Origin of the sequence: Bacillus sp. AFS029533 (assembly GCF_002585125.1) — a bacterium.
In the GTDB taxonomy this organism is placed as follows: domain Bacteria; phylum Bacillota; class Bacilli; order Bacillales; family Bacillaceae_G; genus Gottfriedia; species Gottfriedia luciferensis_B.
The window spans coordinates 26,193-51,820 of the sequence record NZ_NUQC01000013.1 but is presented as its reverse complement, the minus strand read 5'-3'; the positions used below and the strand labels follow the sequence as shown (position 1 = coordinate 51,820).

Genomic DNA, 25,628 nt, shown 5'->3' with positions numbered 1-25,628 from the left:
ATTTTTCTACAAAAATTACAAATATTCCCAATAAATCTTGTTATTTTTCTAGTGTTCATATCTATAATTTAGTAAATGAAAAACATTTACATTTTATACTTATCTATTAAGTAAAATCAGATTATTCTTTTAAATTTTTAACCTAGTTTTTATTATTTTCATTTTTAATGCTTTTTGGAAATAAAAAGGGGAAAAAAATCACAAAAAGATAGTTTTTGTTGTTTTTTGTAAGGTTTTTTCGACTAAAAATTGTGGGATTTGTAGGAATTCATTTCAAAATACAGGAAATTATATTAAAACATAAAAAAAAGTTATACTCCTTGTTGAAGTATAGCTTCATAAATTTGCTCTCAATCTCTCTAAAATCTGTTTAATGCACTTTTAATTTCTTCTATTGTTGTTTCATTCGGATTTTGTTTAGACGTTTTTTCAGTTTTTTCAGTTGGACTTTTTACCTAATAGAGAGATGCGTTACATTGCATTATCATTTATTAATGAAAGAGGATTCGATCATATTTGATTTCCTTTACTAAGTGTTTCCCCATCTTTTTCAATAGGAATATAGCATATTACCATACCACCTATCGTTTTTTCATTTGGAATATTAAAATGAATCATCGTTTTTGCACTTTTCCAAACATCAATTGTTGTTGGTAATGCAACAAGATCATCCTGCCGATCGTAATTTCCTGCTATTATTCCGCTGTTTTCATTCTTTATACCATCAAACGTACACAACTCTACTCCAGTATAATCTGTTTTGAATGTTACATTGTAATAAGTATTTTTTTTATCCTTCCATCTCTCTATCTCAAAATCATGATTTTTTGTATTCGTTAACAACATTTCATCCATGTGTTCAATAGTTGATTCTTTTTTTGCAATTGCTTCATTATTAATTTTGAATTTATATTCACCAGATGCTTTATAACCATCCATTTCGACAATATAAATACCGCTTCTTTGTATTTTAAATGAACCTTGATATTTTGCTTTCTTTTTATTTGATGTTGTGAAAACAATATCTCTCGTTTTTTTATTATAGACAATTAAATCTACATAGCCTTTTTTGACAACAAAAGAATAATCAATATAGTACACTTCTCCTTTATGTGCACTAAATGAAGTTAATTTATCATAATCATCCAATTCAAGATAGTTGCCATTAGATGATGGAATTGCACAACTTGACAATAATACACACATTAAACTTATACACACAATAAACATCTTCATTCTCATTTTCGATCCCCTTTGTTAAATGACTAACTTAATAGTCACATAAGCACAAAGAGTTGAAAAGCATAATTCTACTAATTTAATTCCCTCACGTTTCTTCCACTAATTCAGTTACATCATCATTAATTTCTTTTTCAATTTTTATCTCCTCTTCAATTACCTTTTTTTCATCAAGACTATCTGCTTTTTTTAACATTTCAGCAAAATCATCAGATGGTCTTATATATTCTTGACTGTTTTTATCGTATTCAAATTTTGATTGATATACGGCTATAAATTCGTAAAAATCAAAGCCAGTATTAAAATAAGACTCGCTTGATAAAAAGGCAACAAATTCATCACCTTTTACCGATGGTCTATGACCGTCTGGTATTACCAAAAAAGTTTCGTCCAAATCCTTTTCAGTTAAATTTGGAAATTTATCTTTCATTCCAAGCTGTTTTGCAGAAATATATCCACCTTGCTCTAAAATTGTTATTTTCTTACCCTCTAAAGATGAATCTCCCTTTAATACATGATTAACTTTAAACGATAATTTCGTTAATGGATTACCAATATCAGTAGCTTTATCTATGTTTACATAATTCTCAGTAGACAACACTACACCCTCAACGGCCAATTCTGAGTCTTTCATTAATTGGTTAACATCATTGTACGTAACTGCAAAAGCAAGTTCAGAATTTACAACTTTTACTTTGTCCACAAATTCTTGATTGTTCTCATTAATAAGTTCATTTTCTATTGAATTATCAGTCTTAATGTCTTTTGATATTGAAGTAGTAGGTTCTTTTTTCTTACTTTGAGTTTGATTATTACATGCTGTTAAGAAGGAAATTGATAATATAATAAAAAATAATGATTTCATCTTCTTATTCATTTTTAATCCTCCGTTATTTATAAAGATAGTTGATCCCATTGAATTCATCTTTTCTAGGAAATTCGATTCCAATAGAATAAGCTAAGTCTGCACCAGGATCCATTAACTGCTTTGCAGCATGACTTAACCCAAATGCATGTCCAATTTCATGACTAATTGTTACTTGTTGATATTGAGGAAATTTTGACAATAAACTTTCGGATAATTCGATTTTTGACCAATACCAATTTTGTACAGACGGATTAACTTTTGTTTGATTTACAAAAAACATAGTTTGTCCTACAATACCTGTTCCAATTGATTTGACCTTATAAATATCAACCGTACTGGCACTTTTACTAGTTGTCTTCCTATATGAAATTGGTGTTGTAATTCCAGCATATTTTGTTGAATATATCCATCGATCAAATGAATTTGCTATTTTAGTAGAATACGTATTTGCCGATGAGTCCACCCAATAAAATTTTGTACTATTTCCGTAGTTTCCAATTCCAGAAGACATCTTGTGACCATTAAATGTGGTATAAGCTTTTGCGTTAATTGGAGTCATAAAAACAAACGTTATTCCTAATAATAAGGCTTTTTTTACAAATCTTTTCATAATACCCTCCACAAATAAATTTTTTTAACTTATTTTCCCTAGGACATCCTTTGAAATAGAGAACAGCAAAATGATTTCTATTCCTCTTAAATCTTACCAAAATTTAGCATTTATTTGTTTGGTGTATTGTGTCAAAATTACGAAATTCAGACTAGTTAAGTCACTCTTTATATAGTGCTAATTACTAGTTTCTTCGGACATGAAATTATCAAAAAACTACAAAATACCTATAAAAACAAACCAATATAACGGTTTAACATGATAAAAAACCAGTTTACTAAATTATAAGAGAAAAACTTTATAGTGTTCTGAGATCTAATACCAATAAAAAAAGAAGAATTATATTTTCACTAACGATTTAAAAATTTGAAGAAAGATTAGTTAAAGAATAGAGAGCATGGATTTATTTTGAATATCTACAAAAACGCAAAAAAACCAATCAAATTGATTGGTCTCCAAAATTATCTAAGATTTCTTTTTAAAATTTTCCCGGTACTATTTTTAGGTAGTTCTTTCACAAAATTAATTTCCTTAGGAACTTTATAATATACAAGTGCTTTTTTACAAAAATCAATGATCTCATTTTCAGAAATTGAATCATTTAAAACGACTAGATAAGCAGACACACTTTCACCTATTAATTGATTTGGTTTTCCGACTACTGCTGCTTCCAGAACATTAGGATGTTGATAAAGTCTCTCTTCTATTTCTCGTGGGTAAACATTAAATCCGTTCGTTATAATTACATCTTTTTTTCGATCTAATAAAAATAAATATCCATCTTTATCTTTTTTACCGAGATCACCGGTTTTAAACCAACCGTTAAAAAATGCTTTTTCAGTTTCTTCTATATTATTTAAATAACCACTCATCACATTCGGTCCAATCGCAACAACTTCTCCAACTTCACCAGTTGGAACTTCTTCGCCATTTTCATTTACTATTCTTGTCTCAACACTAGGTAGATCAAGTCCAACTGATCCTGGTTTACAAATTCCACGATATGGATTGAAAGTAAGAACTGGAGCTGTTTCAGATAATCCATAGCCTTCTACAATTAGGACATTGTATTTTTCTTGAATTGACTGTAATAATTCGATTGGTATAGATGCCCCGCCAGAAATACATGCTCTTAAACTACTAAAATCGTTTGCTGTCGCACTTTTTAATTGATATAAATAATTATAAATCGTCGGTACCGCCGCAATTAAAGTAGCTTTTTCTTTTTTGATTACCTCAACCAATTCAGTTGGATTAAATTTCGGAATGATGATTGTTGATGCCCCATTTAACAAAATCATATTTACACATAATGTTAAGCAAAATGAATGAAACATTGGAAGGACGGCGATCATCTGATCATTTTCACTTAATTCGATTAACTTTGAAAAATCATTTGCATTTTCAATTAAATTGAAATGAGTCAACATTGCACCTTTCGGGTTACCAGTTGTTCCTGAAGTATATAAAATAACAGCCGTATCATCTTGTAGGATTTCAATTTCTTCTAAATGATTTTTTATTGTCACTGTCGGTTGTATTTCATCTATTAAAATAATATTTAATAATGTAGGGCACTGTTTTTTAACAATTTTAAGCTTTTTCTCCTGCTCACTAGTTGAAATTACAAGTTTAGTAGAAGAGTCTTTTATAATATAGCTGAGTTCACTTTCTGTAAAAGCTGGATTTAATGGAACGACAATCGCACCTAGTCTTAAGATTGCTAAATAGGTTTGAACAAACTCAGGAGAATTCCCTAATAAAATCGCTATTTTATCTCCCTTTTCAATCATATTTTCAACTAATAGTTGTGCTATGTTCTCACACGATGAAATGAGTTCTTCATAATTCGTTCTGCTTCCATCGTATCGATAAGCTATGTTTTTACCTTTATGATCTGCTACTTCTTTAATCATCCCAAATATATTCATTACTTTATCAATCCTTAGTTAATTTCATTGTGAGTATTTCATATAATTCTAGAAAAATGCAAAAGTTAGAAAGATAACTCTCTAACATTTACTTAAACTCATTTATTTTGTTATATTCATCTTTAATTTTTTCTTTTTAATTCAGTAAAAGGACAGACTTTAGTCCCTATTTCTTTATTATTCTATCAAACAAATAATCTTTAATGATATAATTTTTATACTACATAATCATATCATAATTAGCGAGAAGGTGAAAATGAATGGCACAACCAATGATCAATAATAAAACGAAAAAATCGTTAACAAGAATCGGTATTGTAATCGCACTAATCGGTACTAAGTTAAAGCTACTTTTACCGTTCTTAAAAGCTGCAAAATTTTTATCTTTTTTAAGCATGATATTGTATTTATTTGTATACGGATTTACTTTTGGATGGTATTTTGCTTTCGCTCTTGTTTACTTATTAATTTGTCATGAAGGCGGGCATTTAATTGCTGCGAAACAAAAGGGACTACCAACTTCACCAGCATTTTTTATTCCATTTGTCGGAGCAGTGATTTCACTTAAAGAAATGCCAAAAGATGCTGTAACTGAATCTTATGTAGCGTTTGGTGGTCCGTTTTTAGGCTTAATTTCAGTTCTACCAGCAATTCCTCTCTATCATTACACACATAATGAATTTTTCGGATTAGTCATTGCTTTAGGCTGTATACTTAATTTGTTTAATTTAATTCCAATTTCTCCTCTAGATGGAGGGAGAATATTAAGTGTATTACCTCCAATATTTTGGTTTATCGGTATTATGATGATGCTAGTATTTTTATTTTATCAACCTAGTTTTCTCGCATTTTATATTATTATTTTAGGTATTACAACCTTCATTAAACGAATTCGAGAAGCTTACCAGTTAAAGGTAATTAAGGAAAAAATAAAACTATACGAACATACTATTAAACAATTTCAATTTGGGATCTTTAATGTCTATTCTGATCGAACGATTGTAAAACGTTTCTTTTTCCCGTTTTTTGAGGATAATAAGAAATTAGAATTAGAAATTCATAAGGAACGCCTTGAAATAAACTATCTAATTCGTTCCGTTCGTGCACGTTTACATGAACCAGACTTAGACTGGAGAATTTATATTGATGAAAAGATTCAAGAAATTAAGCATAAGAGGATTTCACCTTTACTAAAACAACAAGAAACGTTAGAAACTTACTATGTTTCTAGCAATCGTAAAAAATGGCAAATTTTTATTGCCTATATCATTTTAGCAAGTAGTTTAGCTTTACTTGGATTTTGGAGCTATGGGTTAATTGAACATGTTTTAGGTAGATAATAGAATAAAGAACCTATTTTGAAGTTAATTATTCAAGATAGGTTCTTTTATTTTAAATGCTCCCTTGATATTCGTGACTTTTTCCCATTTCCTTCGGGATTTGAAGTATTGTCTAGGGCATATAATATGCCGTTGTTAGAGCTAAATGATAGTTTAGTTTTAAAAAGGAAAAGGAATTTAGTGGAAAAAAATGGAATATCTATAAAGATAGAACGATAACGAGCTTTTTAATACACATACATTTTGTGTAAATTTGAGTTTTGTCTAAATAACAATTAATAATGACAGGAGGTATGCGACTTTGTTTGGATATATAATTTTGGGATTTGTTATTTTTATGATTGCATTTGGTTTTTTTATGGAAAAGAAGTTTGGAACCGGCGCTCCAACTAAAAGTGATAATCAAACACTTAATGAAGAAATTGGGAGAAATACAACTAATCCTACTAGTCCAAATAATATTAATGGACCAAATTAAAAAGTTCTTCGCTAATAAGGAGGATACATGTTAAGGAGCAAATTAATTTCTGATTTGGTAAATAAAATTTTGTGCTTAAAAACAGATCATCCAATTCGAGTGGGAGTTAGTGGAATCACGGCATCTGGTAAGACAACAATTGCTAATGAAATCGCTGAGGAACTTAAAAACAGGAAAAAAAACGTGATTAGAACAAGTATAGATCATTTTCATAACCCGAGAGAAATTCGTTACAAACGAGGGAAGGAATCTGCTTTAGGTTATTATGAGGATGCCCATGATTACGAGTCTTTTAAGCAAAAGCTTTTAATACCTTTAGGTCCAAATGGCAACTTGCATTATCAAACAATTTCCTTTGACTTGCTCAAGGATGAATATGTTAATTCAGATTTAAAAGTTGCAACAAATGATATGATTTTTATTATAGATGGAACCTTTTTATTTAAGAAGGAATTATATAACCTGTACGATTTTAAAATATTCGTAGATACCGAATTTGATATTGCAAGAAAAAGAGGAGCTATCCGTGAAGAACAGGCATTTGGAAGCTATGATAAAGCCGAAGAAATGTTTATTAAAAGGTATCATGCAGCTTCGAAACTCTATTTGGAGCATCACTCACCTCAACTTAATGCCGATGTAATTATTAAAAATAATGATTTAAATAACCCGAGTTTTGTATATAAAAAATAAATTTTACTATGCGTTAACTAATAAAGTAACTTCATAAAAATGAAATTATTTTAGTAGCTTAATTTTCTATATTAGGAGGAGTTTTAATTGCAAATGTTTTTTAGCTATAATTGGTCGGTAAGAGATGATTGGTATAGGTGGTGTGAAGAGTTAAGTGAAGAAGAATTACTGTTGACCCGATCTGGTGGAATGGGAAGTATTTTACATACACTATTTCATATAGTTGATGTAGAGTGGAGCTGGATTCGTGTCTTACAAGGCAAATCTGATTTTCAGGAGAGTTTTAATGATTATAAAAGCTTAGATAAAATTCGAGAATTGGACGCGAAATTTCATATTGAAGTGAAAAATTTTGTAGACAGCTGGGATAATGAAATGGAAAATCGTTTATTTTACGATACCTTACCAGATGGAAGAACGGTGACGGATACTTGGGGGGAAATCATTAGACATACAATCGCTCATGAAATTCACCATATAGGTCAATTATCAATTTGGGCAAGGGAAATCGGGAAACAACCTGTTTCTGCAAATCTAATTGGACGGGGTCTCGTCACTCACTCGAATAAATAATTAACAAAGAATATAGTTTTAGAGGTTAGTTTTATATATATGTTCTAGTTACCAGTGACGGTAGCTTTTTTTTATAAGTTAAGTCATTGGGATTAAGTAGGACTTATTCTAACACATTGCAATAGTTGAATATCACTCAAGTGCAGATGAAATATGGCTATATAAAAATATCAAATTATCACCCCTTGAGGTATTGAACTATCATTTCAACAAGTGTTAAATCTTTGTTCGAGCAGTCTTTTCCAAGAAAAGTGGTCAGGTTCTAAAGAGAAAATCAAAAATCCAACTACCGGAATAAAAATGTTTATTAAAATCAAATTCTTCATTTTTTTCACCCACAAGAGTTACTGATACTATTAAGACAACTGAGAGGAATAAGTCCTTAGAAATTCTTATTGAACTAATCTGCCATTTTGTTGAATAAAAAACGCTACCTAAATTGGTAGCGTTTTTTATTTAACTCTAGCATGCGTTAGCTGAACAAGAAAGTACGGTACTAATTAATAAACATGAAATACATCATCAAATATTTCACCAGTTTCATATTCAAAAACCATTCTATATTCCCCTACTATTTCTTCATCATATTCAAAGCTAAGACGAATAATCACGTGATTATAATCGTCATCTGGCCAGTTAGTAAATGTAAATGAAACTGATTTAATATATGTTGAAAGTTTTTCTAGTTCAAATCCATCTTCAAAAGTTTCTTTAAATTCTTCAGGGTATTCTTCCTTCCAACTATTAAAGTTCTCCCAAAATCCTTTTATAGTTTCATCTTCTAAATCTTTCTCAGTTACCCACTTTTTGAATTTCTCGATATTAATAAAATTAGACATTAATATTCTCCTATTTGAAATAATTCATTAATTATTAAATTAAATGATTGTATTATTCATTAGCTCTCTCCAATTATTGAACTAATGCATTGTGTTAGTTGAACAAGAACTCACATTTCCAATTGGGAAATTCCTGATTATGTTCTAGAAGATACTCTTTCATAATATTCGAATCTTCAGGGAATCTTCTCTCCAATTCTGACCACCCAACAAACCTGATTTTATTTGGTAACTCAACGACACCAGAAATGATCTCCCAAAACGAGTCCCAGTCCTCATTATAATAATCTGGAAATTTCAGTTTTTTTTTCAAAAGTGAGTGCAATTCTTTGGTAGTTCGTACGGTTGATACATTAATGTACAACGTGGGTGATTCAGTTTTTTTCTTTTCAATTTTGGATAGAAATACAATAAAATAAGGCAAGACAAATAAAAAAAATAATAAAATAGAACCCAGTACAAAAATTGTCATCCTATTACCCCTTACATCTCAAAAAGTGCTTGGACAAAATTATTTTAATTAAATTAATAACAATATTTTACCATGTTTTATTCAACTAAATTGCCAGTTAGCACAAAAAAAAATCGACTTTTTAGCCGATTTTGTTGATTTTTAGTTATTATTTTTCTAGTTTACTATCTATCTCATTTAGTTTTTGAAGGATTTTATCTAGTAATAATAGTACATGTATCGGAAATCCAATAGCGATACCCACTAATGGAGCATAAGTACCCGGAAAAAAGTATGATACAAGTATTGAAGTTATATAAATAATTACAATTAATGTGCCATATAAACATCCTTTTTTGTAAATTATACTAGATCGTGATCTTCAACTAACGCACTGTATTAGTTCTAAATAGTTTTACAACGAACTAAAAGGAACTAAAATGAAAAATACACCTAAAAAGAAAATTAAACTTTTAGCGATGTACCATGGTAATAATAAAAAGAGTTCTACTGAAAAGTATGTACTCCCTCTCTTTCTTGCTTTATCATGACGGTCTTTTGTATGAAAATATGCAATTCCTATTATTCCAATACCAATCACTTGCACAAACCAAGCCCCTGATGAAATGTAACTATTCAATTTGATTCTCCCTACCAAAGCAGATTAAAGGTTGTTCAACTATTGCATGCGATAGTTGCATTATGTTATGAATTTTTAATATAGCCCATCCTTATTTAAGTTAAAATGAGCAACTCAATCTATTTCAATATTAATTTAGCAACAGTTTCCTGAGGAATAGTATCAGGGCGAAAACAGTTTCCAATGCCCTTCGGAAACAACTTCAACCTCTCCGTCGATTACTTTGATGGCGGTATGATCGTCAATCGCATACGCCGGCCCCGGCATCCCTGCTGCCCATCTCTCTGCGGCAGCACTGGTGTTTCCTGGCAGCATCTCGTGATTTAGGTGCGGAAAGATTGAAAAATCAACCAGTCCCAGTGTTTCATCATCACCGTTTGGCGGAGTCCAGCCAACGAAGTATTCCCCTATGTTAGGTCCCATCACCATGCTCCCAGCACTCATTCCCACATAGACTGAGTTCAGTGACAGTACAAGATCTGCCAGCCCAGATTGACGCATCCAGTGGTTCAGGTATAGGGCGTCACCGCCTGACACCAGCAATACATCTGTCTCCTGAAGCAGTGGTTTCCAGCGGTTTTCGTCGATGCTTGGCAGCGCTGTGAGCTCCAACACGCCGACTGACTTCCAGCCGAGGCTGACCATGGGATTTTCTTCTTTCCCACTGATGAACTCCCAAGCTTTGACGCCAGGACCAACCCAAGGGTGTCCATACATCGCAGTGGGGATGCACAGGGCGTTGGAGTCAGCAATTGGCTTGCCTAGCATATCTACCAACGCGTCGAGTATGCTTTTGTTATTGATGCCTCCAGATGTAAGCAGAAATTTCATAACTTCACTCCTTGTCCTAGTTTGGTAATTTCAATTTTGTTCATTCTTCTATAATAGCAACCCTAGCTTTATGACTGATTAGAACACTTCAATTTAATCAATGGGCGAATCGGAAAATTATTCATGTAACTTCTTTATTCAACAAACGCACTGCGTAAGTTACATTAGAATGTTACTCTATTACTTAAAAGCATCTGCTACTATATTACTGAATTCTTTTAAATAATAAAGATAATGATCTCCACCATAGTTATATCTTTTGTTATACATTTTAGCAACAACAACATTATATTTAGGTATTACTAGAATAGTTGGACCTGTTATTCCTAATATTTGATAAGATCCTTGTGGTACTCTATCACCAATCTCACTCTTTTTCCTCGGAATATCTTGAACATACCAAAACAAGCCATTTTGTGGTAAATCTTTATTTTTATTATTAAAATTTTGAACTTGAGTTGCTATTTCAATAACTTCATTGGGGACTATCTGTTTTCCATTTAGATTTCCTTTATTCAAATGAAGATTACCCCAGTATGCAAATTCTCTTGTTGAGACATGAAGGTTAGACTCGGAACCATCATTTGAATATCCTAATTTAAATGATGCTTTTTTGTCAGGATTATCAATTACTTTAACTAAACTCTCATTTTCTTTTGTTTCCCAGCTAGTTTCTTTAAATCCTAATGGTCTAAAGACCCTTTCTTTTAGAAGATATGGAAAGCTTTTGTTATACAGTTTTTTTATGAGATTTGTCATCATTAATATGTTAATCCCTCTATATGCCCATCCTTGACCTGGTTCAAATTCTCTAAAAGCTGATCCATTATCTGTCTCATTCAAGCCATGTGAATGTGTAACTAAATGTCTTATTGTTGTTTTTCCAAGTATTTTTTCATCTAGTTCATCAAAATATTCGATTGCATAATCATCAAGGCTTTTAATTTTCCCTTCATATAGTGCAAACGCAACTGCTAATCCTAAATAACATTTCCTTGCTGAAGCAACATTGAACTTAGATGTTAATGTTACAGGTATAGAATTATCAGAATTACTATGAAAACCATTATAATTTTCTAGTACTATATTATTATCTTTCATGATTATTAAAGCTGAAGCAGAACTTCGATTTCGAACATTTATATTCTCTACCCAGTTTACTATTTCTTTGAATTTATCACTCATATACTTTATCCACCTATTACTTCTTTTAAGTTTATAAATTCAACATTTAATTTCGATTTCCTTGTTCAACTAACCTTCCAATTTTGTTGAATTAGAAAATGCGATCTTCTATTGAAGTATCGCATTCCATTAGTTTAATTTCAGTTGGGAGTGTATGAGCAGTCACTTTTATTTTTGGCAAAATAGTTAGTGGCATCCTGCTTTTTTCTGAGAAAAATAATAGGTAATATAAACAAAAGAAATTTAGCTGCATCGGAAGTGATTAAAATATAATAAGATTACTATTTAAATCATAAAAAATGATATAATCATATTCATTTAAAAATTAAAAAAGACAGCAAGTAATAAATGCGGTCTTTCAGCTTGTTTTTATTTAGAAATAAATGCCTTTTTCTTTTGCAATAATCAACATTTTTAAAATTTAATAAAAGTTATTCAATATTCTTTTAAATGGTTATTACTGAAAAAATAAACCCATGATTCATATTTTTCTTTAAGTATTCTTTCGTTAGTATTTCCAATTTCCACCATTCGCTCTGTCAGATTGCTAATTTGATTAGTCGGGTTTATTACCACCTTAGACGAATTACTAATTAGAACTGGACGATTTACATCTATAGAACTCTTGGGTTTTCTAATTCTTCCCCATTTTATTTCTGAATTACTTCTTATTAATACCTCAGCAGTATAAATTGCAATATCCATCGCAAGAATTTGTGTTCCAACACTTAATTCTTGCGTCTCTATTTCAATTATGTTTCGAAGTTGTTCAGGAATATTCAATTTCTCGATCATGATTTCTTCTTGTGTCTTTTCCTTAATTTCAATTTGGTCTAAGAACCAACGCCACAATGGTATCAATGATAAGGGACTAAAATCTAGAAATTCAGTTGAATCATCGGTCGTATGTTTTATTGCTTTTTGTAATAAATCTAGACGTACAGGTATTTGACTCTCAAACCAATTTAAAAGTGCCTTCGATTCTTTAGCACTTAATTCCCTAAAAGATTTTATTTCAAATGGTGGTTCCATTATTGGATATTCCATAAATTATTTACCTCACTTATTGTTTAACTATGATGAAACTCAAGGTACTCAAGGATATTTTTTGAAGCTCCAACTTTGGATACAGGATCCTAATACAACTACCTTGGGAGTACGAAATAAACTACCATTCACTGTTGTGAATCTGAGGATTCATGGATGGCTAACGCAGTGCGTTAGTTGAGTAAGAAATAGTTCATTTACTCTTTAGAAAACTTCAATTTAAATTACACTTAATATATTTTCTATATCTACTAGATAAATATCTTTATCCTTTGTTAAGAATAATTTATTATCTCTACCTTTAGCATAATCATAGTTTAGAGATTTACCCTCTTGATCCAGAGTATAAAATAGATTCTTACTCCTATTTTGTAACGAATATAAATATACCTCACCTTTTCTACCATAATCATGACTAAACAAAGCAAAATCATTCTTGATAGCAAATGCATGGCTGCCTCGAATGGGAATATTTTTAAATATTTCATAAGTATCTTTATCTTTTTCAATTTTAACTAAAGGAAATTTCGAGTAATAGTAAATAAAAACTGTTTCATTTGAAGTAACATTTAAAGCATAGCAATCAGCAATAAAAGGAACTTCATTATTTGATTGTTTAACAAAATCTATATAATTAAAGGTTTGTGATCCTTGAGTATCAAAGCATCTTAATCCATAATCCATATTTTCATCAAAATAACTCACCCAAATATCTGAGTTTTTAGTAGTTTGCACATCTTCAATGGCATCGCCAAATGAGAAAGTTTCCAAAGCGTTGCCTTGAACGTCATAAATAGTTGCATTGTTAATTAGACATTCGTCATCGTCAGTTCGTGAACTAACCAGTAACCAATTTTCCTCAATTGGTTGTGCAAATTCAAAAGAGTAAGAAACAGAAGGGATTTCAATTATTCTTATTTCTCCATTTATAAAATGAAAAATTTTATATAGATATTTTCCCTTCTCTTGCTTTACTGTTAGCAAAACCAGATTCCCATTATAATCTATGCTAATCTTAAAAAAATCGTTTTCACCTGCGATTTCATCAACATTTTTGTAAAACGTTGGCTTAAAATTCTTCATAAATGTTATCCCCCAAGATGTTCATATAATGATAAGATATCATAAAGATTACTGTTCTTCTTATTCAACTAATCTGCCATTTATTTTAATAAAAAAGAACAGCCTTTGGCTGCTCTTAATCTTTAACTATTGCATACGTTAGTTGAATAAGATTTAGTTTTATTTTGAATTTTAAATTCCTATATGATAAATTTTATGACTATGCTTTTCGACTTCAACAATTAGTGCGATTAAAGCATCCAATTGTTGAAGAACTTCATCTTGATTAAAAGTAATTTTCTCGTACTCTCCATCTTCTTCATGATCACCTTCAACGTACATACCTGTTAAGATTAATACTTTCGGAGCACTAGCAAATATTATTCTCCACCCAAGTAGAACGTCTTTTAAAATAGTTGTTGAGTTTTCATCGAAAATCGTAATTCCGTAATAATCTAGACCCATTTCATTAAATCCCTTTGTAAAAGGTGTTCTTTTTGATGGTACCCAACTTATCGTATCATTCATATACAGAATAAGTTCATCCTGTATTTTAACGTGAGCTACTCCAAATTCTATTATAGAATCCATGTAACCAATTATATCATTTTTTAATGTTACATCCTTTGGTACTAAATAAAAATCATGGATTAATGGCATTAAATATTAATCTCCTAATTAATTTATAATAATTTTAAATTTATTTTATCATTTACACTTGAACTAAACTTCCTCTTAATATAATAAATTAAGAACTGCCGAAACAGATCTTGATCTACAACTATCGCACTGCTTTAGTTGTATAGCTTCAAACTCTTGGTTTTAAATTTAAAGGAATTAAAATTACTGCACTTTTGTCACTGATTTATTGATAGCTATAACGTGAAATATAAACCTAATAAATAATTGACCTAGAAAATATAATATAAAATAGAAAATTGGAGAAAAATTTCTTTCAATTATTTTATATGGACCATCTTCTGGTATAAAAATTTTCACTAAAATAATAGATAATAAAAGCACGAGTGCATTTACTATGAAAAAGCGACTCATTCTTAATCGAACTAGCAGTAACGCCAGAATAAGAGTTGCAAATAATAAAAAATAAGATGTATACGGAACTCTGTTCAAGTCAAACCATGTAGTAAAAAAAGGAATCGGTAAAAAATAAATTAAATAAAAAGCTTTTTTCACTAAAACTACCTCTCTCGAACTTTTAAATTAGAACATTAATTACTTCATAATAGTAACATATTTTATTATTCCTTATTCAGCTAAACTGCCATTTTGTAGAATAAAAAAAGCTAACTGAATTGATAGCTGATATTCACCTCAAGCATGCTTTAGTTCAATAAGGATTTAGATTGAAGAATTGCGCTCCAAGTCAAAAATATTGATTTGTTTCTCTTCGAATAAAGTTTCTAAAGCTTCTATTCCATATTCTTCTGCATAATTTTTTTCTTCTTTTGAAATAGGAGCAATCATTAACCAAGTAACTTTCTTTTTCTCGAAATTTAATGTTTCTAATTTATTTTCCCATAAATAAGGATTAACAAATAAAATATGCTTCATGTCACTATGAGGCAAATACATACTAACTACATTCTCAAATATTGCTCCTGGGAAACATTTATAATTAGAATTGATAATGTAAAACGCACAGGAACTCAGTAGATTTGGGAAACATTCAAATTCACTTGCTCCCACTAATTCAACTCTTAGCGGCAATTCATAATTTTCATAACCAATAGAAAAATCGGAAAGACCAAGAGTAGCAAAAGCAAATACATTATCGTCAAATTGAGTATCTTTAGAAAACAGTATGTCAATTGAACTTGCTTTATTGTCATCCCAATATTTATTAACTTTAGGCTTACCTCCAAATACTTTTAGTGCAAATTTAGCAATCTGTTTGTTTTCTGTTGATACGCTCATTTTTAATTCCCCACTCAAAGATGTTTTATTTAAAATCATTGGTACTAATAACGTAATTATATCATTCCTTATGTAACTAACCTGCCATTTTGTTAAATAAAAAAACGAGCTGCTAGCAACTCGTTTTCTTCAACTAAACCATGCGTTCGTTGAATAGGGATTTTTATGAGACTTTACTCTTGATATCAGCTATAAGTGAAGACTTCAACCCAGAAATTTTTCCAACCACTTCGCTAGAAATCCCTTCCATTAAAGCCTTCTCTGCTATTTCTATTGAATTATTGGTTGATTCAACGAGATTTTTTATAAACCTGTTATCATCGAAATTAAGAATATCATCTTCAGTTTCTCCATCCATTGTATAAACAGATTTATATGAACCTATATTTTCGTCATTATAATAAATCCATAGAAGGACATAAATAAAATCATTATAATTAAATATATGAGTAAACTGGATTTTTTTAACCTCTAATTCAATTAATCTTTTATCCAAATCTCCAAATTCAAATCGGAATCCTCGTTCCTCCAGTTATCAAGGTATGTCCAAAATCCATTAATCGTTCTGTCTTCTATATTGTGTTTTTTATACCATTATATTAACATTTCTGAATTCATAGCTTCCCCCTTTGTGTCACTTTCCTGTTATATATAAATAAAGTGCAACAAAATAGATACTTATGTGTAAAATGGAATAAATTTTGAACAACATACTTAAACAACCCTTGTCTTTCCAACAAAAAATAAGATATCCTAAACCAATTAATGAAACAATAATATATAATGGTGCAACTGCAAGATGTGTAAAGTTCATATTTTTCTCCTAAATTATCTTTACCAGTCCTTTCTACCAAAGCAACCGAAAGTAGTTTTAATATACCGCTCACAATAAAAACAATACTTTTTCAACTAAAGCATTGCTTTAGTAGAATAAGAAACTTATTTATATTTATAATAGTTTTCTGCGGAAAATATAGACCAATTCCAGTAATCATCACCTTGTGCCGCAATGATTCGATCTAACCATAACTCAAAATTAGTATGCAACGGTATTACATCTTCTTCAGACCCGCCGTCAATTAACCAATGTATATAATTCCCATCTCGATTAGGCTTTGGTTTACAAAGATCTGCGTCAATTAGTAAATATCCATCTTTACATGTTCCAATTGCAAATAAATTACGTTCAAATGCTGAGTGTTCTTTCCAACTTTCATACAGTTCCAACGTGTATTCTATTGAAAATAATTCAATACCATCACCATAATCAGGTGTATATAACAGACTTGAACCATTATGTAGTTTTAAAAAATCCTTATAATCTTGTGGTAGCGTATAGCCTGTTTGATTCTCAAATAATTTTAAAGCTTTTTCAGATGCTGATGCTTTGAAATCACAAGTAACTTCGTAAACCATTCCTTCAGTATGTTGGATATAAATTGTGTTAGCTTTTTCAAGTCTTTTTTTCAGTCCATTTAGAGTTCTATTTAATAGCTCCATTTACTTCCTCCTAAAAGGTAATGATTAACTATATTGTACTTGATAAAAAACATTATTTGTTTCTTTTTTTAGCCTATCCATATTTCACTAATCTGCCATTTACTTTAATAAAAAAGAACAGCCTTTGGCTGTTCTTGATCTTCAACTAATGCATTGTGTTGGTTACATAAGATTGTAAATATTTATTTATATTGAATATGATTTAAAATTCAATTCCAGTTTATTTAACAATATCAATCTGTTGTAACGTTGCTTTTCCTTCACTGAATATAGGAGTATACATTTTACTTGATTTATAGTTTACTACCATAAAATATTCTCGTTTATTTTCAATCAAATTCCAGACATTTTCATCATTTACAATTACTTTTCCTGTTCGATCATTGTTATTAACATCTACTACCTCAATGATATATTTATCTTTTGATTGTATTTTATCTATTACTTTAGCAGAGAAAGTTGTACTATTATTTACTGGTTTGTATGTAGAAGAAAAAACTCTATATCCTGTAAATAATAAAGTCAAAGCAATTACAGTTAAAAGAATACCTCGCAATTTCATGATCGATTTACTCCTATTTTATTTGTAAGAGAAGATACTCATTAAAATTCTTCCTATTATCTTGTTTCTATAAATCTTCTTTAAATACCTTGTTTCTTATTGAATTAGACTGCCATTTTGTTGAATAAAAATAGAGTTGCCAAGGCAACTCAACTCATGTTAATCAACTTAATTACAACAATAATAACTTATTAAATTACTAATATTAAGTAACACATACATGCTATGAATATTGAACCGCAAAAAAGCAAAGTGACTACTTTCTTTAAATACCATGGCAATAAATTTATCAGTGATTCAAATATTGCACCTATAATTTCAGGACTATGCCCACTGAAAGTCTCATTATAATAACACTCCTTACCTTTAAATGATAAACTTATTAGTCCTGTAAACGTTAATAATGCGGTGATGATCACGAATATAGTCATGTTACTTCTCCTCTATGACTTCTATATATCATATCGTTTCTTATTTAATTAAAATGCAATTTAGTTGCAGAACCTAAAGGTTTAGATAAAGCAGCTAATAAAAAACTAATAAAATTTTTTATGTAAATTTTTAAAAACATTTATAGCCTGAAAAAAATATTCATTATTCGTTCCTTCATCTTCAAAACTCCAACATGTTGATAATACAGCATGCGAATATCCCCATAGGAGTACTCTTTCTTTATTTAGATTCAATTCTTTTACTAGTAGATCAATTCGATTTTCTAGAGTCGTAAAAATATCTTTCCCCTCTAAGTTGTTTAAAAGAAACTGGATGATGTCATATTCTCTTTCGCCTATTAATCCTTTTGGATCAATAACCTTCCATGAGTTTTCTCCGGCATTTAATATATTATAATGATGTAAGTCGCCGTGAAGTAAGTATTTTGTAGATTGTGTACGATTCATTTCTCTGAATATATCAAATGCATCTAATAGCATTTCTTTTGAAATAGGGCCTAAGCCATTAGGAAATTTTTCAACGATTCTTCTTAAGCTATTTTCTCTACTTAATATGGAAGGTATATTAGTGTATTTAGGTGCAGCTTTCCATAAATTTTTCATCACTTTGACGGCAATACCCGTTGCCTCTTGTTCATTTTCAATTGTAGCAAGAGTGTCACCAGGCAATAGTTGTTCTAAAATTAGGATCCCCTCATTAAGGTCGGAATCAATAACTTTAACGAATTCATTATCTTTAAACTCTCTTAATGCTTCAACCTCACTATTAAATTCCTCATTGGGGACTGATAGTTTAATTACTGCGTTTTTTTGACCATCAATTAAAATTGGTGCTACAAAATTATATGATAATTCAAATGGTGATAATATTTTCATATTCCATCGAATTTCACATCTATTACATAAGTCTTCAAAATTTTCCAGCCAAATTTCTCCTTTTTCTTTATGGATATCTTTAATCGTTTTTATAAACTGTTCTGGAAGAGTTATCATTTAATCACCTTTTTTATATAGAATAAATGTAGAGTTGGACTGAAGTACTCTTACTCTGGAAAAATAGAAAAGTTGAGTCTTACATTTTTTTAAAAATCACATGGAGAACTCAACTTGCATTAAATGAAAGATAAAGAGAATAATCAAGTTAGTTGTTCTTTTAATTTGTGCTCTTCAATTAATCGATTATTTTGATACTTACCTTTTGCATATTGAATAATTTGATCTTTAATATTTGGATATAAGATGATATTGTCTAATTCATTAATTGGTATCCACATTACGCCAGTTTGATTTGGATCTGGGTTTGGTGGCATCGTTGGAATTGAGTTTTCTTTCATATGACAGCGGAACATTAAACTTAATCCATGTATTTTATTACCGGTCATTAGGGGTGCATTTTCTGAAACAAATACTAGTTCCCCAACCTCAACTTCTACATCTGCTTCTTCATATGCTTCTCTTTTTACAGCTTCAATAATTGTTTCACCAGGTTCGGTACCACCAGCTGGTAAATTATAGTGAATTCCGTCCTCATCTGTAAATTGAATTAATAAAACTGAATCATTTTCAACAATTAAAGCACATGCTCTTACACGAATATGATACATAGCCTAGCTCCTCCCCCACCCAAAGTGATTATTCCATTATCTAAAAAATAAATTTAACTTTCAATCTATTTTTATGAATCAAGTAGAAAGACCTAAATAATAAAAAGGCATCATGGTATAGGTCCATGAATGCCTTCTAGTCAAAAAATACTATCCATTATTTAACTTGACTATTTAAAAAATAAGAAGAAAGAACTTGTTTCATAATTTGGATTGCTTCATCTATTTCTTCGTATGATAGATTGATCGGCGGTAATAATCTTAATACATTAGGGCCAGCAGTACCAACGATTAAACCATTCTTTAAAAATTGCTCCACTAGTTGATCCACAGTTAGATTTAACTCGATACCAACCATTAATCCTTTTCCGCGGATTTCTATTATTTGTGGAAACTCTTCTTTTATCTCAGCTAATTTATCAAATAAATACTGTCCTTTATCTTTTACACTATTTAAAAATTGCAAATCATTAATAATATTGACTGTTTCAAATGCAGCAGCCATTGCTAAATAATTCCCACCAAAAGTTGAACCATGTGCACCAAACGAGAATGTATTTGCTAGATTGTTCTTACCAAGCATTGCTCCAACTGGAAAACCATTCCCTAAACCTTTTGCTAGCGTAATAATATCTGGATTTAGTGGAGTTTGTTCATAGGCAAACATTGTTCCTGTTCTGCCCACTCCGGTTTGTACTTCATCAACAATGAGTAATAATTCATGTTTTTTACAAAGAGCTTGAACCCCTTCAAAAAAATCATTATTACCAACTATGACACCACCTTCACCTTGGATTACCTCCAAAATAATTGCTCCAGTATTTTCATTAATTTCATTTTGTAAAGCATTCAAATCATTATATGGTACATATGTAAAACCACTTAACATTTCACCGTATCCTTCATGAATTTTAGACTGACCTGTAGCAGCCATTGATCCAAAAGTACGTCCATGAAAACTTTGTTTAAAACTGATAATATGAGATTTACCTGAATGTTTTCTTGCTAATTTTATAGCTGCCTCATTCGCTTCTGTACCACTATTACAGAAAAATACTAAACCATCCTTAAAGCTTTTTACTAAATTTTTAGCTACCTCTTCTTGTTTTTTAATTGTAAATAAATTTGATACATGCCAAATCGATTCAACTTGATCTTTTAGTGCATTTATAACTTTTGGATGACAATGACCTAAATTACAAACAGCAATTCCACTTAAAAAATCTAGGTACTTGTTATTTTCGTCATCATATAGGTAAGTACCTTTTCCATTTTGAAAATTAATTGGTTTTTTATTATAAGTTGGGAATAAATTACTCACTTAACACAACTCCTTTTGTAAATACTGTACCGCTAATCGTTCCATTTTCATTTAAGAAATTCTCACCAACAATTGCCACTGAATTTACTACATTTAATGCATTTAAGGCACTCGTAACTTTAGGAATCATTCCACCATAAATTGTTTTTTCATTGATTAATTTATCAACTTCACTTGGCGTAATTTTTTCAATCAATTTTTGTTCAAGATCTAAAACACCATTTGTATTTGTGATAAAGCAGAGTAGCTCTGCATTCATTGCCTTGGCAATACTTTTTGCCGCTTCGTCAGCATTAATATTATATTTTTGGCCAATTTTATCCACCCCGACAGGTGAAATAACTGGTACATAATCATTGTTAAGTAGTAAATCTAATAGATTCGTATTGACATCTTCAATTTCTCCAACCCAACCTAATTTTCCCTTATTATAAAGTGAGGCTTCCAGTAATAGATTGTCACATCCTGATAGTCCAATCGCTTTAATATTATATTGATTACAAATTATCGTTAAATCTTTATTGATTTTTCCGTTTAGTACATATTCTACAATTTCTAAAACCTCGGATGAAGTCTTACGAATGCCGTCTTCCATTTCTACTGGAATTGAAAACTTTAATAATAAGTTATTTATAAGTGGTCCGCCTCCATGAACAAGGATGACTTTTTTACCACTCATTTTTAATTGATTGATATTTTCAAAGAATGTATTTGATAAGTTATGGATTAAACTACCACCAAGTTTAATAACGACTGTTTCCAATGTTTATTTCCCCCTTATGTGCGATAGCTTGCATTTATTTTCACATAATCATAAGTTAAATCGCAGCCCCATGCAGTACCAAGTGCATCTCCTTCGTGCAAATGGACATCAATATAAATAATCTCATTTTTCAAAGCATTTTTAGCCTCTTCTTCATTAAAATCAACTGGTTTACTTCCAAATAATACCGTTACACCATTAATGGAAATATCGATTTGATTAAAATTACCTTCAACCCCACTATATCCAATGGCACCAATAATTCTTCCCCAGTTAGCATCTTCACCATAAACAGCTGTTTTTACTAAATTTGATCCGACGATTGTTTTAGCAATTTGATTTGCATTTTTTTGGCTAGAAGCTCCATTTACATTTACTTCAATTAACTTAGTTGCCCCTTCACCATCTCTAGCAATCTTTTTAGCCAAATCTTCACAAACTAATTGAAATGCAGCTACAAAATCCGCCCAATCTGGATGACTTTCAGTTAATTCCTCATGTTCAACAGCTCCATTTGCCATAACTAAAACCATATCATTTGTTGAAGTATCTCCATCAACTGTAATTTGGTTAAATGTCTGATCTGTCACTTCTTTTAATAAGGTTTGCAACTGACCAGAACTAATCGTAGCATCAGTTGTCACAAAACCAAGCATAGTTGCCATATTTGGATGAATCATTCCAGAACCCTTAGCAGATCCAGCAATCGTTACAATTTTCCCGTCAATCAATACTTCATAACAAGTCGTTTTTATAACAGTATCTGTCGTTAATATTGCGTGACCAAAATCTTCTCCATCCTCCAACTTATTACCGATCGTTAACTTGTCGATGCCGCTTTTTAATCGATCCATTTTTAAATATTCACCGATTACACCTGTCGAAGCGATCGCGACTAAATGTTCTGGTAGATTAAGATGCTCAGCACACCATGCTCTCATTAAATAAGCATCATCCTCTCCTTTTTTACCTGTACATGCATTTGCACAACCACTATTTACTAAAACCGCTTGAAGCTTATTACTATATGCAATACTCTTTTTTGTAATCGCAATTGGTGCAGCTGGAAATAAATTTAATGTATAAACTGCCGCAACTGATGCTGGCTTCTCAGAATAAATTAATCCTAAATCTTTACGTTTATAACGTAGTCCAGCATGAACTCCACTCGCATAAAAACCATTTGGTGATGTAATTGTTCCATTTATTTTTTTTATATTCTTTTCTTTTGTTATCAACTTTTATCTCTCCTTATGGAAATATTGGTGTAAATTGTAAACCTGTTTCATCTGGTAAACCTAACATTAAATTCATATTTTGAATTGCCTGCCCTGCCGCTCCCTTAACAAGGTTATCAATGACCGAAACGATCGTGATTCGATTTGTACGTTTGTCGTAAGTAGCATATAAATCACAAAAGTTTGAACCATAAACATCTTTTGTACAAGGTACTCCGTCTCTTACTCTCACAAAATAGGAATCATCATAACTTTGGTTATACATTTCTTTTAATTCTTCGTTACTAATTTCACGTGTTGAAGTAGCATAAATTGTTGACAAAATCCCTCTTGTCATTGGAACTAAATGTGGTGTAAATGTTATAAAATCCTGGCTTGAATCAATTGTTCCAATAAATTGTTCAATTTCAGGTATATGTTGATGTTCAGTAATTTTATAGGCTGTTAAATTTTCATTTCGATTCATAAATTGAGTCGTTTGATTAGCCGTTTTTCCAGCTCCAGAAATTCCTGATTTAGCATCTACTATAATTGAATTTTTTTGGACAATTCCTGCCTTTAATAAAGGCGCGACTCCGAGAAGCGTTGCTGTTGGATAACATCCCGGATTAGCTATATTATTGGATTGTTTGATCGCTTCTCGATTAAGTTCAGATAGTCCGTATGTAAATTGGTTAGTTTTTGAAAAGCAAGGATGTGACTGTTTATACCATTTTTGGTATGTTTCTTCTTTTTTTAATCGAAAATCTCCTGATAGATCAATCAATTTTGTTTTCGAAAAATCGATTTCTCCCATTAACTCACTGCTAACTCCATGTGGTGTAGCAAAAAACAAAATATCATTTTCGGAAACCGACTTATTTTTATTCCACTTTTTTATTGCACCACTAGTACTAGTAGACAAATGTGGATAATAAGTAGTCAAATCTTCTGTATAATCTGATGTTGAATAAAAATTCATAACGCTTATTTCCGGATGCATTGATAGTAATCTTACGAGTTCAAGACCACCATATCCAGTTGCCCCAATAATACCGACTTTCATTTTAATTTCCCCTTTTATAAAATTATATTCTTCATTATAGTTATGAATAATTATAAAATCAATTGTATTTTTATAAATATTTAAAAATAAAAAAAGATTAACCATTTTTCTTGATTAATCTTTCATTATTTTTTATTGTATTCTTTAAATAAAAATAAAGTATAACTAGTTTTTTACCTTATAAATAATACTCAAATACTTTCGCAATTTTTTCTTTTACTTTTTCTTTAAACGGTAAATTTTTAATATAAGTAGGCGTAATTTCAAAAGCATGATTAAATACATCGTCTAATTCTGGTTCTACCTGTTTGATAAATTGTTGATCGTAAATATAACAATTTAATTCATCCGTTAAATGAAATGACCTCGAATCAAAATTTGTAGTGCCAATCATTAGTACTTTATCATCAATGTTCATTACTTTACCGTGAAAAATGCCTTTTTTAAACCCATAGACTTTTATGTTATTTTTCCATGCTTGTTTTATATATGGAAATGCTGCTTGTTGTACTAGAAGTGCATCTGACTTATGAGAATATAGTATTTTTACTTCGATTCCTCTATTTGCTGCATCTAATAATGAATCCCATATCACTTTATTATTCGGTATAAAATATGGAGAATAAATTGTTATAGACTGTTTTGCTTGTTTAAACAATTTACTATATTCTTGCTCAATTCCTATTTTAGTATAAGAAACAAATTGATGCTGGCTTCTTCCAATTTTTTTACTGATCTCCATTTGAGTAATTTTCTGGTCTGAATTTTTTCTCCAATCATGTACAAATTGTTTTTCTAAACCTTCAACACCGCTGCCAACTAATCTAAGCTGAACATCTTCCCACGGTTTTAACCCTTTTTTTTCATCTATATACTTTTTTCCAATATTAAACCCACCAATATAGCCAATTTCTCCATCAATAATCGTCATTCGACGATGATTTCTGTGATTTATCGATGCAAAAAAATAGGATAATTGCGGTTTATTAAAATAGGTAAAATGTACTCCATGATCAATTAAAGATTTTCTTTCTTTCCGTTCTAATAAAATCCCACCAAGACGATCAACAGCATAATAAACTGGAATTCCTTCATCACTTTTCTTTTTTAAGACATCTAAAAATTCATGTGAAACACGATCATTAGAAACTGAAAAAAAGTAAATATGCACTTCCTTTTTTGCATTCCTAATATCATGAAATAATTGGTTATTTAACTCCCTTCCGTTCGTATAAATAGACAAATCACTATGTCCCATTGGATAAGTTATTGGCTTTTCAGCAAAAATATTCTTTTTTTGAGCTTTCTCCATTTCAATCTCATTTAAAGCAAATAAGATGACCAATAGTGAAAATAGGAGTACTAAAGTTTTAAATATGAATTTTACTATTTTTTTCATAGATTCCTCTTACATAGTTTGG

Annotated in this window: 29 protein-coding genes; 4 read left to right on the top strand and 25 right to left on the bottom strand. The window is 30.4% G+C overall.

From position 1 onward, the window contains the following. Positions 1-510 precede the first annotated feature (510 nt). The 4 genes from COE53_RS06635 to COE53_RS06620 all read right to left on the bottom strand — a co-directional run bounded on the left by COE53_RS06635 (position 511) and on the right by COE53_RS06620 (position 4,648). Positions 511-1,242: a hypothetical protein gene (locus tag COE53_RS06635; RefSeq protein WP_025568463.1), complete on the bottom strand. Its 732-nt coding sequence runs from the start codon at positions 1,240-1,242 to the stop codon at positions 511-513. 85 nt (positions 1,243-1,327) lie between these two features. Next, on the bottom strand, positions 1,328-2,116 hold the full coding sequence (locus tag COE53_RS06630) for a hypothetical protein (protein ID WP_139116333.1): 789 nt from the start codon (positions 2,114-2,116) through the stop codon (positions 1,328-1,330). 13 nt (positions 2,117-2,129) lie between these two features. Continuing rightward, on the bottom strand, positions 2,130-2,717 hold the full coding sequence (locus tag COE53_RS06625) for a M10 family metallopeptidase domain-containing protein (protein ID WP_025568465.1): 588 nt from the start codon (positions 2,715-2,717) through the stop codon (positions 2,130-2,132). 461 nt (positions 2,718-3,178) lie between these two features. After that, the gene (locus COE53_RS06620; protein WP_098947584.1) at positions 3,179-4,648 is read right to left on the bottom strand and encodes a long-chain-fatty-acid--CoA ligase; all 1,470 of its coding nucleotides are present in this window, start codon (positions 4,646-4,648) and stop codon (positions 3,179-3,181) included. A gap of 260 nt (positions 4,649-4,908) precedes the next feature. Between COE53_RS06620 and COE53_RS06615 the strand changes: the two genes are divergently transcribed. The 4 genes from COE53_RS06615 to COE53_RS06605 all read left to right on the top strand — a co-directional run bounded on the left by COE53_RS06615 (position 4,909) and on the right by COE53_RS06605 (position 7,732). Continuing rightward, positions 4,909-5,988 carry a site-2 protease family protein gene (locus tag COE53_RS06615; RefSeq protein ID WP_098947583.1) on the top strand — a complete coding sequence of 360 codons (1,080 nt, stop codon included), beginning with the start codon at positions 4,909-4,911 and terminating at the stop codon, positions 5,986-5,988. 301 nt (positions 5,989-6,289) lie between these two features. Then, positions 6,290-6,466: a hypothetical protein gene (locus COE53_RS23870; protein WP_175403445.1), complete on the top strand. Its 177-nt coding sequence runs from the start codon at positions 6,290-6,292 to the stop codon at positions 6,464-6,466. Between the two features lie 27 nt (positions 6,467-6,493). Next, positions 6,494-7,159: a nucleoside/nucleotide kinase family protein gene (locus COE53_RS06610; RefSeq protein ID WP_098947582.1), complete on the top strand. Its 666-nt coding sequence runs from the start codon at positions 6,494-6,496 to the stop codon at positions 7,157-7,159. A gap of 87 nt (positions 7,160-7,246) precedes the next feature. After that, a complete protein-coding gene (locus COE53_RS06605) occupies positions 7,247-7,732 on the top strand; it encodes a DinB family protein (RefSeq protein WP_098947581.1) in 486 nt (161 codons plus the stop codon). A 500-nt stretch (positions 7,733-8,232) separates the two neighbouring features. On the opposite strand, the gene COE53_RS06600 is transcribed toward COE53_RS06605, so the two are convergent. The 21 genes from COE53_RS06600 to COE53_RS06495 all read right to left on the bottom strand — a co-directional run bounded on the left by COE53_RS06600 (position 8,233) and on the right by COE53_RS06495 (position 25,606). Next, positions 8,233-8,571, bottom strand: a complete 339-nt coding sequence (locus COE53_RS06600) for a hypothetical protein (protein WP_084006754.1) — start codon at positions 8,569-8,571, stop codon at positions 8,233-8,235. Between the two features lie 94 nt (positions 8,572-8,665). Then, on the bottom strand, positions 8,666-9,043 hold the full coding sequence (locus COE53_RS06595) for a barstar family protein (protein ID WP_084006753.1): 378 nt from the start codon (positions 9,041-9,043) through the stop codon (positions 8,666-8,668). Positions 9,044-9,437: 394 nt separating this feature from the next. After that, a complete protein-coding gene (locus COE53_RS06590; protein ID WP_025568784.1) occupies positions 9,438-9,662 on the bottom strand; it encodes a hypothetical protein in 225 nt (74 codons plus the stop codon). Positions 9,663-9,824: 162 nt separating this feature from the next. After that, positions 9,825-10,493 carry a Type 1 glutamine amidotransferase-like domain-containing protein gene (locus tag COE53_RS06585; RefSeq protein ID WP_069032518.1) on the bottom strand — a complete coding sequence of 223 codons (669 nt, stop codon included), beginning with the start codon at positions 10,491-10,493 and terminating at the stop codon, positions 9,825-9,827. Positions 10,494-10,673: 180 nt separating this feature from the next. Next, positions 10,674-11,678 carry a serine hydrolase domain-containing protein gene (locus tag COE53_RS06580; RefSeq protein ID WP_098947580.1) on the bottom strand — a complete coding sequence of 335 codons (1,005 nt, stop codon included), beginning with the start codon at positions 11,676-11,678 and terminating at the stop codon, positions 10,674-10,676. A 435-nt stretch (positions 11,679-12,113) separates the two neighbouring features. Then, positions 12,114-12,725 (bottom strand): hypothetical protein, encoded by a 612-nt coding sequence (locus COE53_RS06575; protein WP_069032516.1) that lies wholly within the window; start codon positions 12,723-12,725, stop codon positions 12,114-12,116. Positions 12,726-12,944: 219 nt separating this feature from the next. Then, a complete protein-coding gene (locus tag COE53_RS06570; RefSeq protein ID WP_069032515.1) occupies positions 12,945-13,808 on the bottom strand; it encodes a hypothetical protein in 864 nt (287 codons plus the stop codon). 171 nt (positions 13,809-13,979) lie between these two features. Next, on the bottom strand, positions 13,980-14,447 hold the full coding sequence (locus tag COE53_RS06565) for a hypothetical protein (RefSeq protein ID WP_098947579.1): 468 nt from the start codon (positions 14,445-14,447) through the stop codon (positions 13,980-13,982). Between the two features lie 183 nt (positions 14,448-14,630). Continuing rightward, positions 14,631-14,981: a hypothetical protein gene (locus COE53_RS06560; RefSeq protein ID WP_069032513.1), complete on the bottom strand. Its 351-nt coding sequence runs from the start codon at positions 14,979-14,981 to the stop codon at positions 14,631-14,633. A 165-nt stretch (positions 14,982-15,146) separates the two neighbouring features. Next, positions 15,147-15,722, bottom strand: a complete 576-nt coding sequence (locus COE53_RS06555; protein ID WP_069032512.1) for a suppressor of fused domain protein — start codon at positions 15,720-15,722, stop codon at positions 15,147-15,149. Positions 15,723-15,885: 163 nt separating this feature from the next. Further along, on the bottom strand, positions 15,886-16,218 hold the full coding sequence (locus tag COE53_RS06550) for a hypothetical protein (RefSeq protein ID WP_025568791.1): 333 nt from the start codon (positions 16,216-16,218) through the stop codon (positions 15,886-15,888). A 138-nt stretch (positions 16,219-16,356) separates the two neighbouring features. Beyond that, a complete protein-coding gene (locus COE53_RS06545) occupies positions 16,357-16,536 on the bottom strand; it encodes a hypothetical protein (RefSeq protein WP_025568792.1) in 180 nt (59 codons plus the stop codon). Positions 16,537-16,661: 125 nt separating this feature from the next. Then, complete coding sequence (locus COE53_RS06540) at positions 16,662-17,222, bottom strand: SMI1/KNR4 family protein (RefSeq protein ID WP_025568793.1); 561 nt, start codon at positions 17,220-17,222, stop codon at positions 16,662-16,664. Positions 17,223-17,442: 220 nt separating this feature from the next. After that, positions 17,443-17,784 (bottom strand): hypothetical protein, encoded by a 342-nt coding sequence (locus tag COE53_RS06535; RefSeq protein ID WP_098947578.1) that lies wholly within the window; start codon positions 17,782-17,784, stop codon positions 17,443-17,445. A gap of 536 nt (positions 17,785-18,320) precedes the next feature. Continuing rightward, entirely contained in the window at positions 18,321-19,229 is a 909-nt protein-coding gene (locus COE53_RS06525) for an aminoglycoside phosphotransferase family protein (RefSeq protein ID WP_098947576.1), read from the bottom strand. A 143-nt stretch (positions 19,230-19,372) separates the two neighbouring features. After that, the gene (locus COE53_RS06520) at positions 19,373-19,840 is read right to left on the bottom strand and encodes an NUDIX domain-containing protein (RefSeq protein ID WP_098947575.1); all 468 of its coding nucleotides are present in this window, start codon (positions 19,838-19,840) and stop codon (positions 19,373-19,375) included. 157 nt (positions 19,841-19,997) lie between these two features. Beyond that, on the bottom strand, positions 19,998-21,161 hold the full coding sequence (locus COE53_RS06515) for an acetylornithine transaminase (protein ID WP_098947574.1): 1,164 nt from the start codon (positions 21,159-21,161) through the stop codon (positions 19,998-20,000). Beyond that, positions 21,154-21,924, bottom strand: a complete 771-nt coding sequence (gene argB / locus COE53_RS06510) for an acetylglutamate kinase (protein WP_098947573.1) — start codon at positions 21,922-21,924, stop codon at positions 21,154-21,156. Before argB ends, COE53_RS06515 begins: the two co-directional genes overlap by 8 nt. Positions 21,925-21,938: 14 nt before the next feature. Beyond that, complete coding sequence (gene argJ / locus COE53_RS06505; RefSeq protein WP_069032503.1) at positions 21,939-23,162, bottom strand: bifunctional ornithine acetyltransferase/N-acetylglutamate synthase; 1,224 nt, start codon at positions 23,160-23,162, stop codon at positions 21,939-21,941. A gap of 13 nt (positions 23,163-23,175) precedes the next feature. Next, entirely contained in the window at positions 23,176-24,207 is a 1,032-nt protein-coding gene (gene argC, locus COE53_RS06500; RefSeq protein WP_029715327.1) for an N-acetyl-gamma-glutamyl-phosphate reductase, read from the bottom strand. A gap of 178 nt (positions 24,208-24,385) precedes the next feature. Continuing rightward, the gene (locus COE53_RS06495; RefSeq protein WP_025568803.1) at positions 24,386-25,606 is read right to left on the bottom strand and encodes a phospholipase D-like domain-containing protein; all 1,221 of its coding nucleotides are present in this window, start codon (positions 25,604-25,606) and stop codon (positions 24,386-24,388) included. Positions 25,607-25,628: the final 22 nt, after the last annotated feature.

Excerpts from the sequence above, each read along its gene's own strand:
- COE53_RS06565 (WP_098947579.1), bottom strand. The coding sequence starts at position 14,447 with ATGCCATTAATCCATGATTTTTATTTAGTACCAAAGGATGTAACATTA.
- COE53_RS06575 (WP_069032516.1), bottom strand. The coding sequence starts at position 12,725 with ATGGAATATCCAATAATGGAACCACCATTTGAAATAAAATCTTTTAGG.
- COE53_RS06635 (WP_025568463.1), bottom strand. The coding sequence starts at position 1,242 with ATGAGAATGAAGATGTTTATTGTGTGTATAAGTTTAATGTGTGTATTA.
- COE53_RS06585 (WP_069032518.1), bottom strand. The coding sequence starts at position 10,493 with ATGAAATTTCTGCTTACATCTGGAGGCATCAATAACAAAAGCATACTC.
- COE53_RS06540 (WP_025568793.1), bottom strand. The coding sequence starts at position 17,222 with ATGGAGCTATTAAATAGAACTCTAAATGGACTGAAAAAAAGACTTGAA.
- COE53_RS06615 (WP_098947583.1), top strand. The coding sequence starts at position 4,909 with ATGGCACAACCAATGATCAATAATAAAACGAAAAAATCGTTAACAAGA.
- COE53_RS06625 (WP_025568465.1), bottom strand. The coding sequence starts at position 2,717 with ATGAAAAGATTTGTAAAAAAAGCCTTATTATTAGGAATAACGTTTGTT.
- COE53_RS06580 (WP_098947580.1), bottom strand. The coding sequence starts at position 11,678 with ATGAGTGATAAATTCAAAGAAATAGTAAACTGGGTAGAGAATATAAAT.
- COE53_RS06630 (WP_139116333.1), bottom strand. The coding sequence starts at position 2,116 with ATGAATAAGAAGATGAAATCATTATTTTTTATTATATTATCAATTTCC.
- COE53_RS06555 (WP_069032512.1), bottom strand. The coding sequence starts at position 15,722 with ATGAGCGTATCAACAGAAAACAAACAGATTGCTAAATTTGCACTAAAA.
- COE53_RS06525 (WP_098947576.1), bottom strand. The coding sequence starts at position 19,229 with ATGATAACTCTTCCAGAACAGTTTATAAAAACGATTAAAGATATCCAT.
- COE53_RS06595 (WP_084006753.1), bottom strand. The coding sequence starts at position 9,043 with ATGACAATTTTTGTACTGGGTTCTATTTTATTATTTTTTTTATTTGTC.
- COE53_RS06570 (WP_069032515.1), bottom strand. The coding sequence starts at position 13,808 with ATGAAGAATTTTAAGCCAACGTTTTACAAAAATGTTGATGAAATCGCA.
- COE53_RS06545 (WP_025568792.1), bottom strand. The coding sequence starts at position 16,536 with ATGAACTTTACACATCTTGCAGTTGCACCATTATATATTATTGTTTCA.
- COE53_RS06600 (WP_084006754.1), bottom strand. The coding sequence starts at position 8,571 with ATGTCTAATTTTATTAATATCGAGAAATTCAAAAAGTGGGTAACTGAG.
- COE53_RS06620 (WP_098947584.1), bottom strand. The coding sequence starts at position 4,648 with ATGAATATATTTGGGATGATTAAAGAAGTAGCAGATCATAAAGGTAAA.
- COE53_RS06610 (WP_098947582.1), top strand. The coding sequence starts at position 6,494 with ATGTTAAGGAGCAAATTAATTTCTGATTTGGTAAATAAAATTTTGTGC.
- COE53_RS06535 (WP_098947578.1), bottom strand. The coding sequence starts at position 17,784 with ATGAAATTGCGAGGTATTCTTTTAACTGTAATTGCTTTGACTTTATTA.
- argC (WP_029715327.1), bottom strand. The coding sequence starts at position 24,207 with ATGAAAGTCGGTATTATTGGGGCAACTGGATATGGTGGTCTTGAACTC.
- COE53_RS06495 (WP_025568803.1), bottom strand. The coding sequence starts at position 25,606 with ATGAAAAAAATAGTAAAATTCATATTTAAAACTTTAGTACTCCTATTT.
- COE53_RS06520 (WP_098947575.1), bottom strand. The coding sequence starts at position 19,840 with ATGTATCATATTCGTGTAAGAGCATGTGCTTTAATTGTTGAAAATGAT.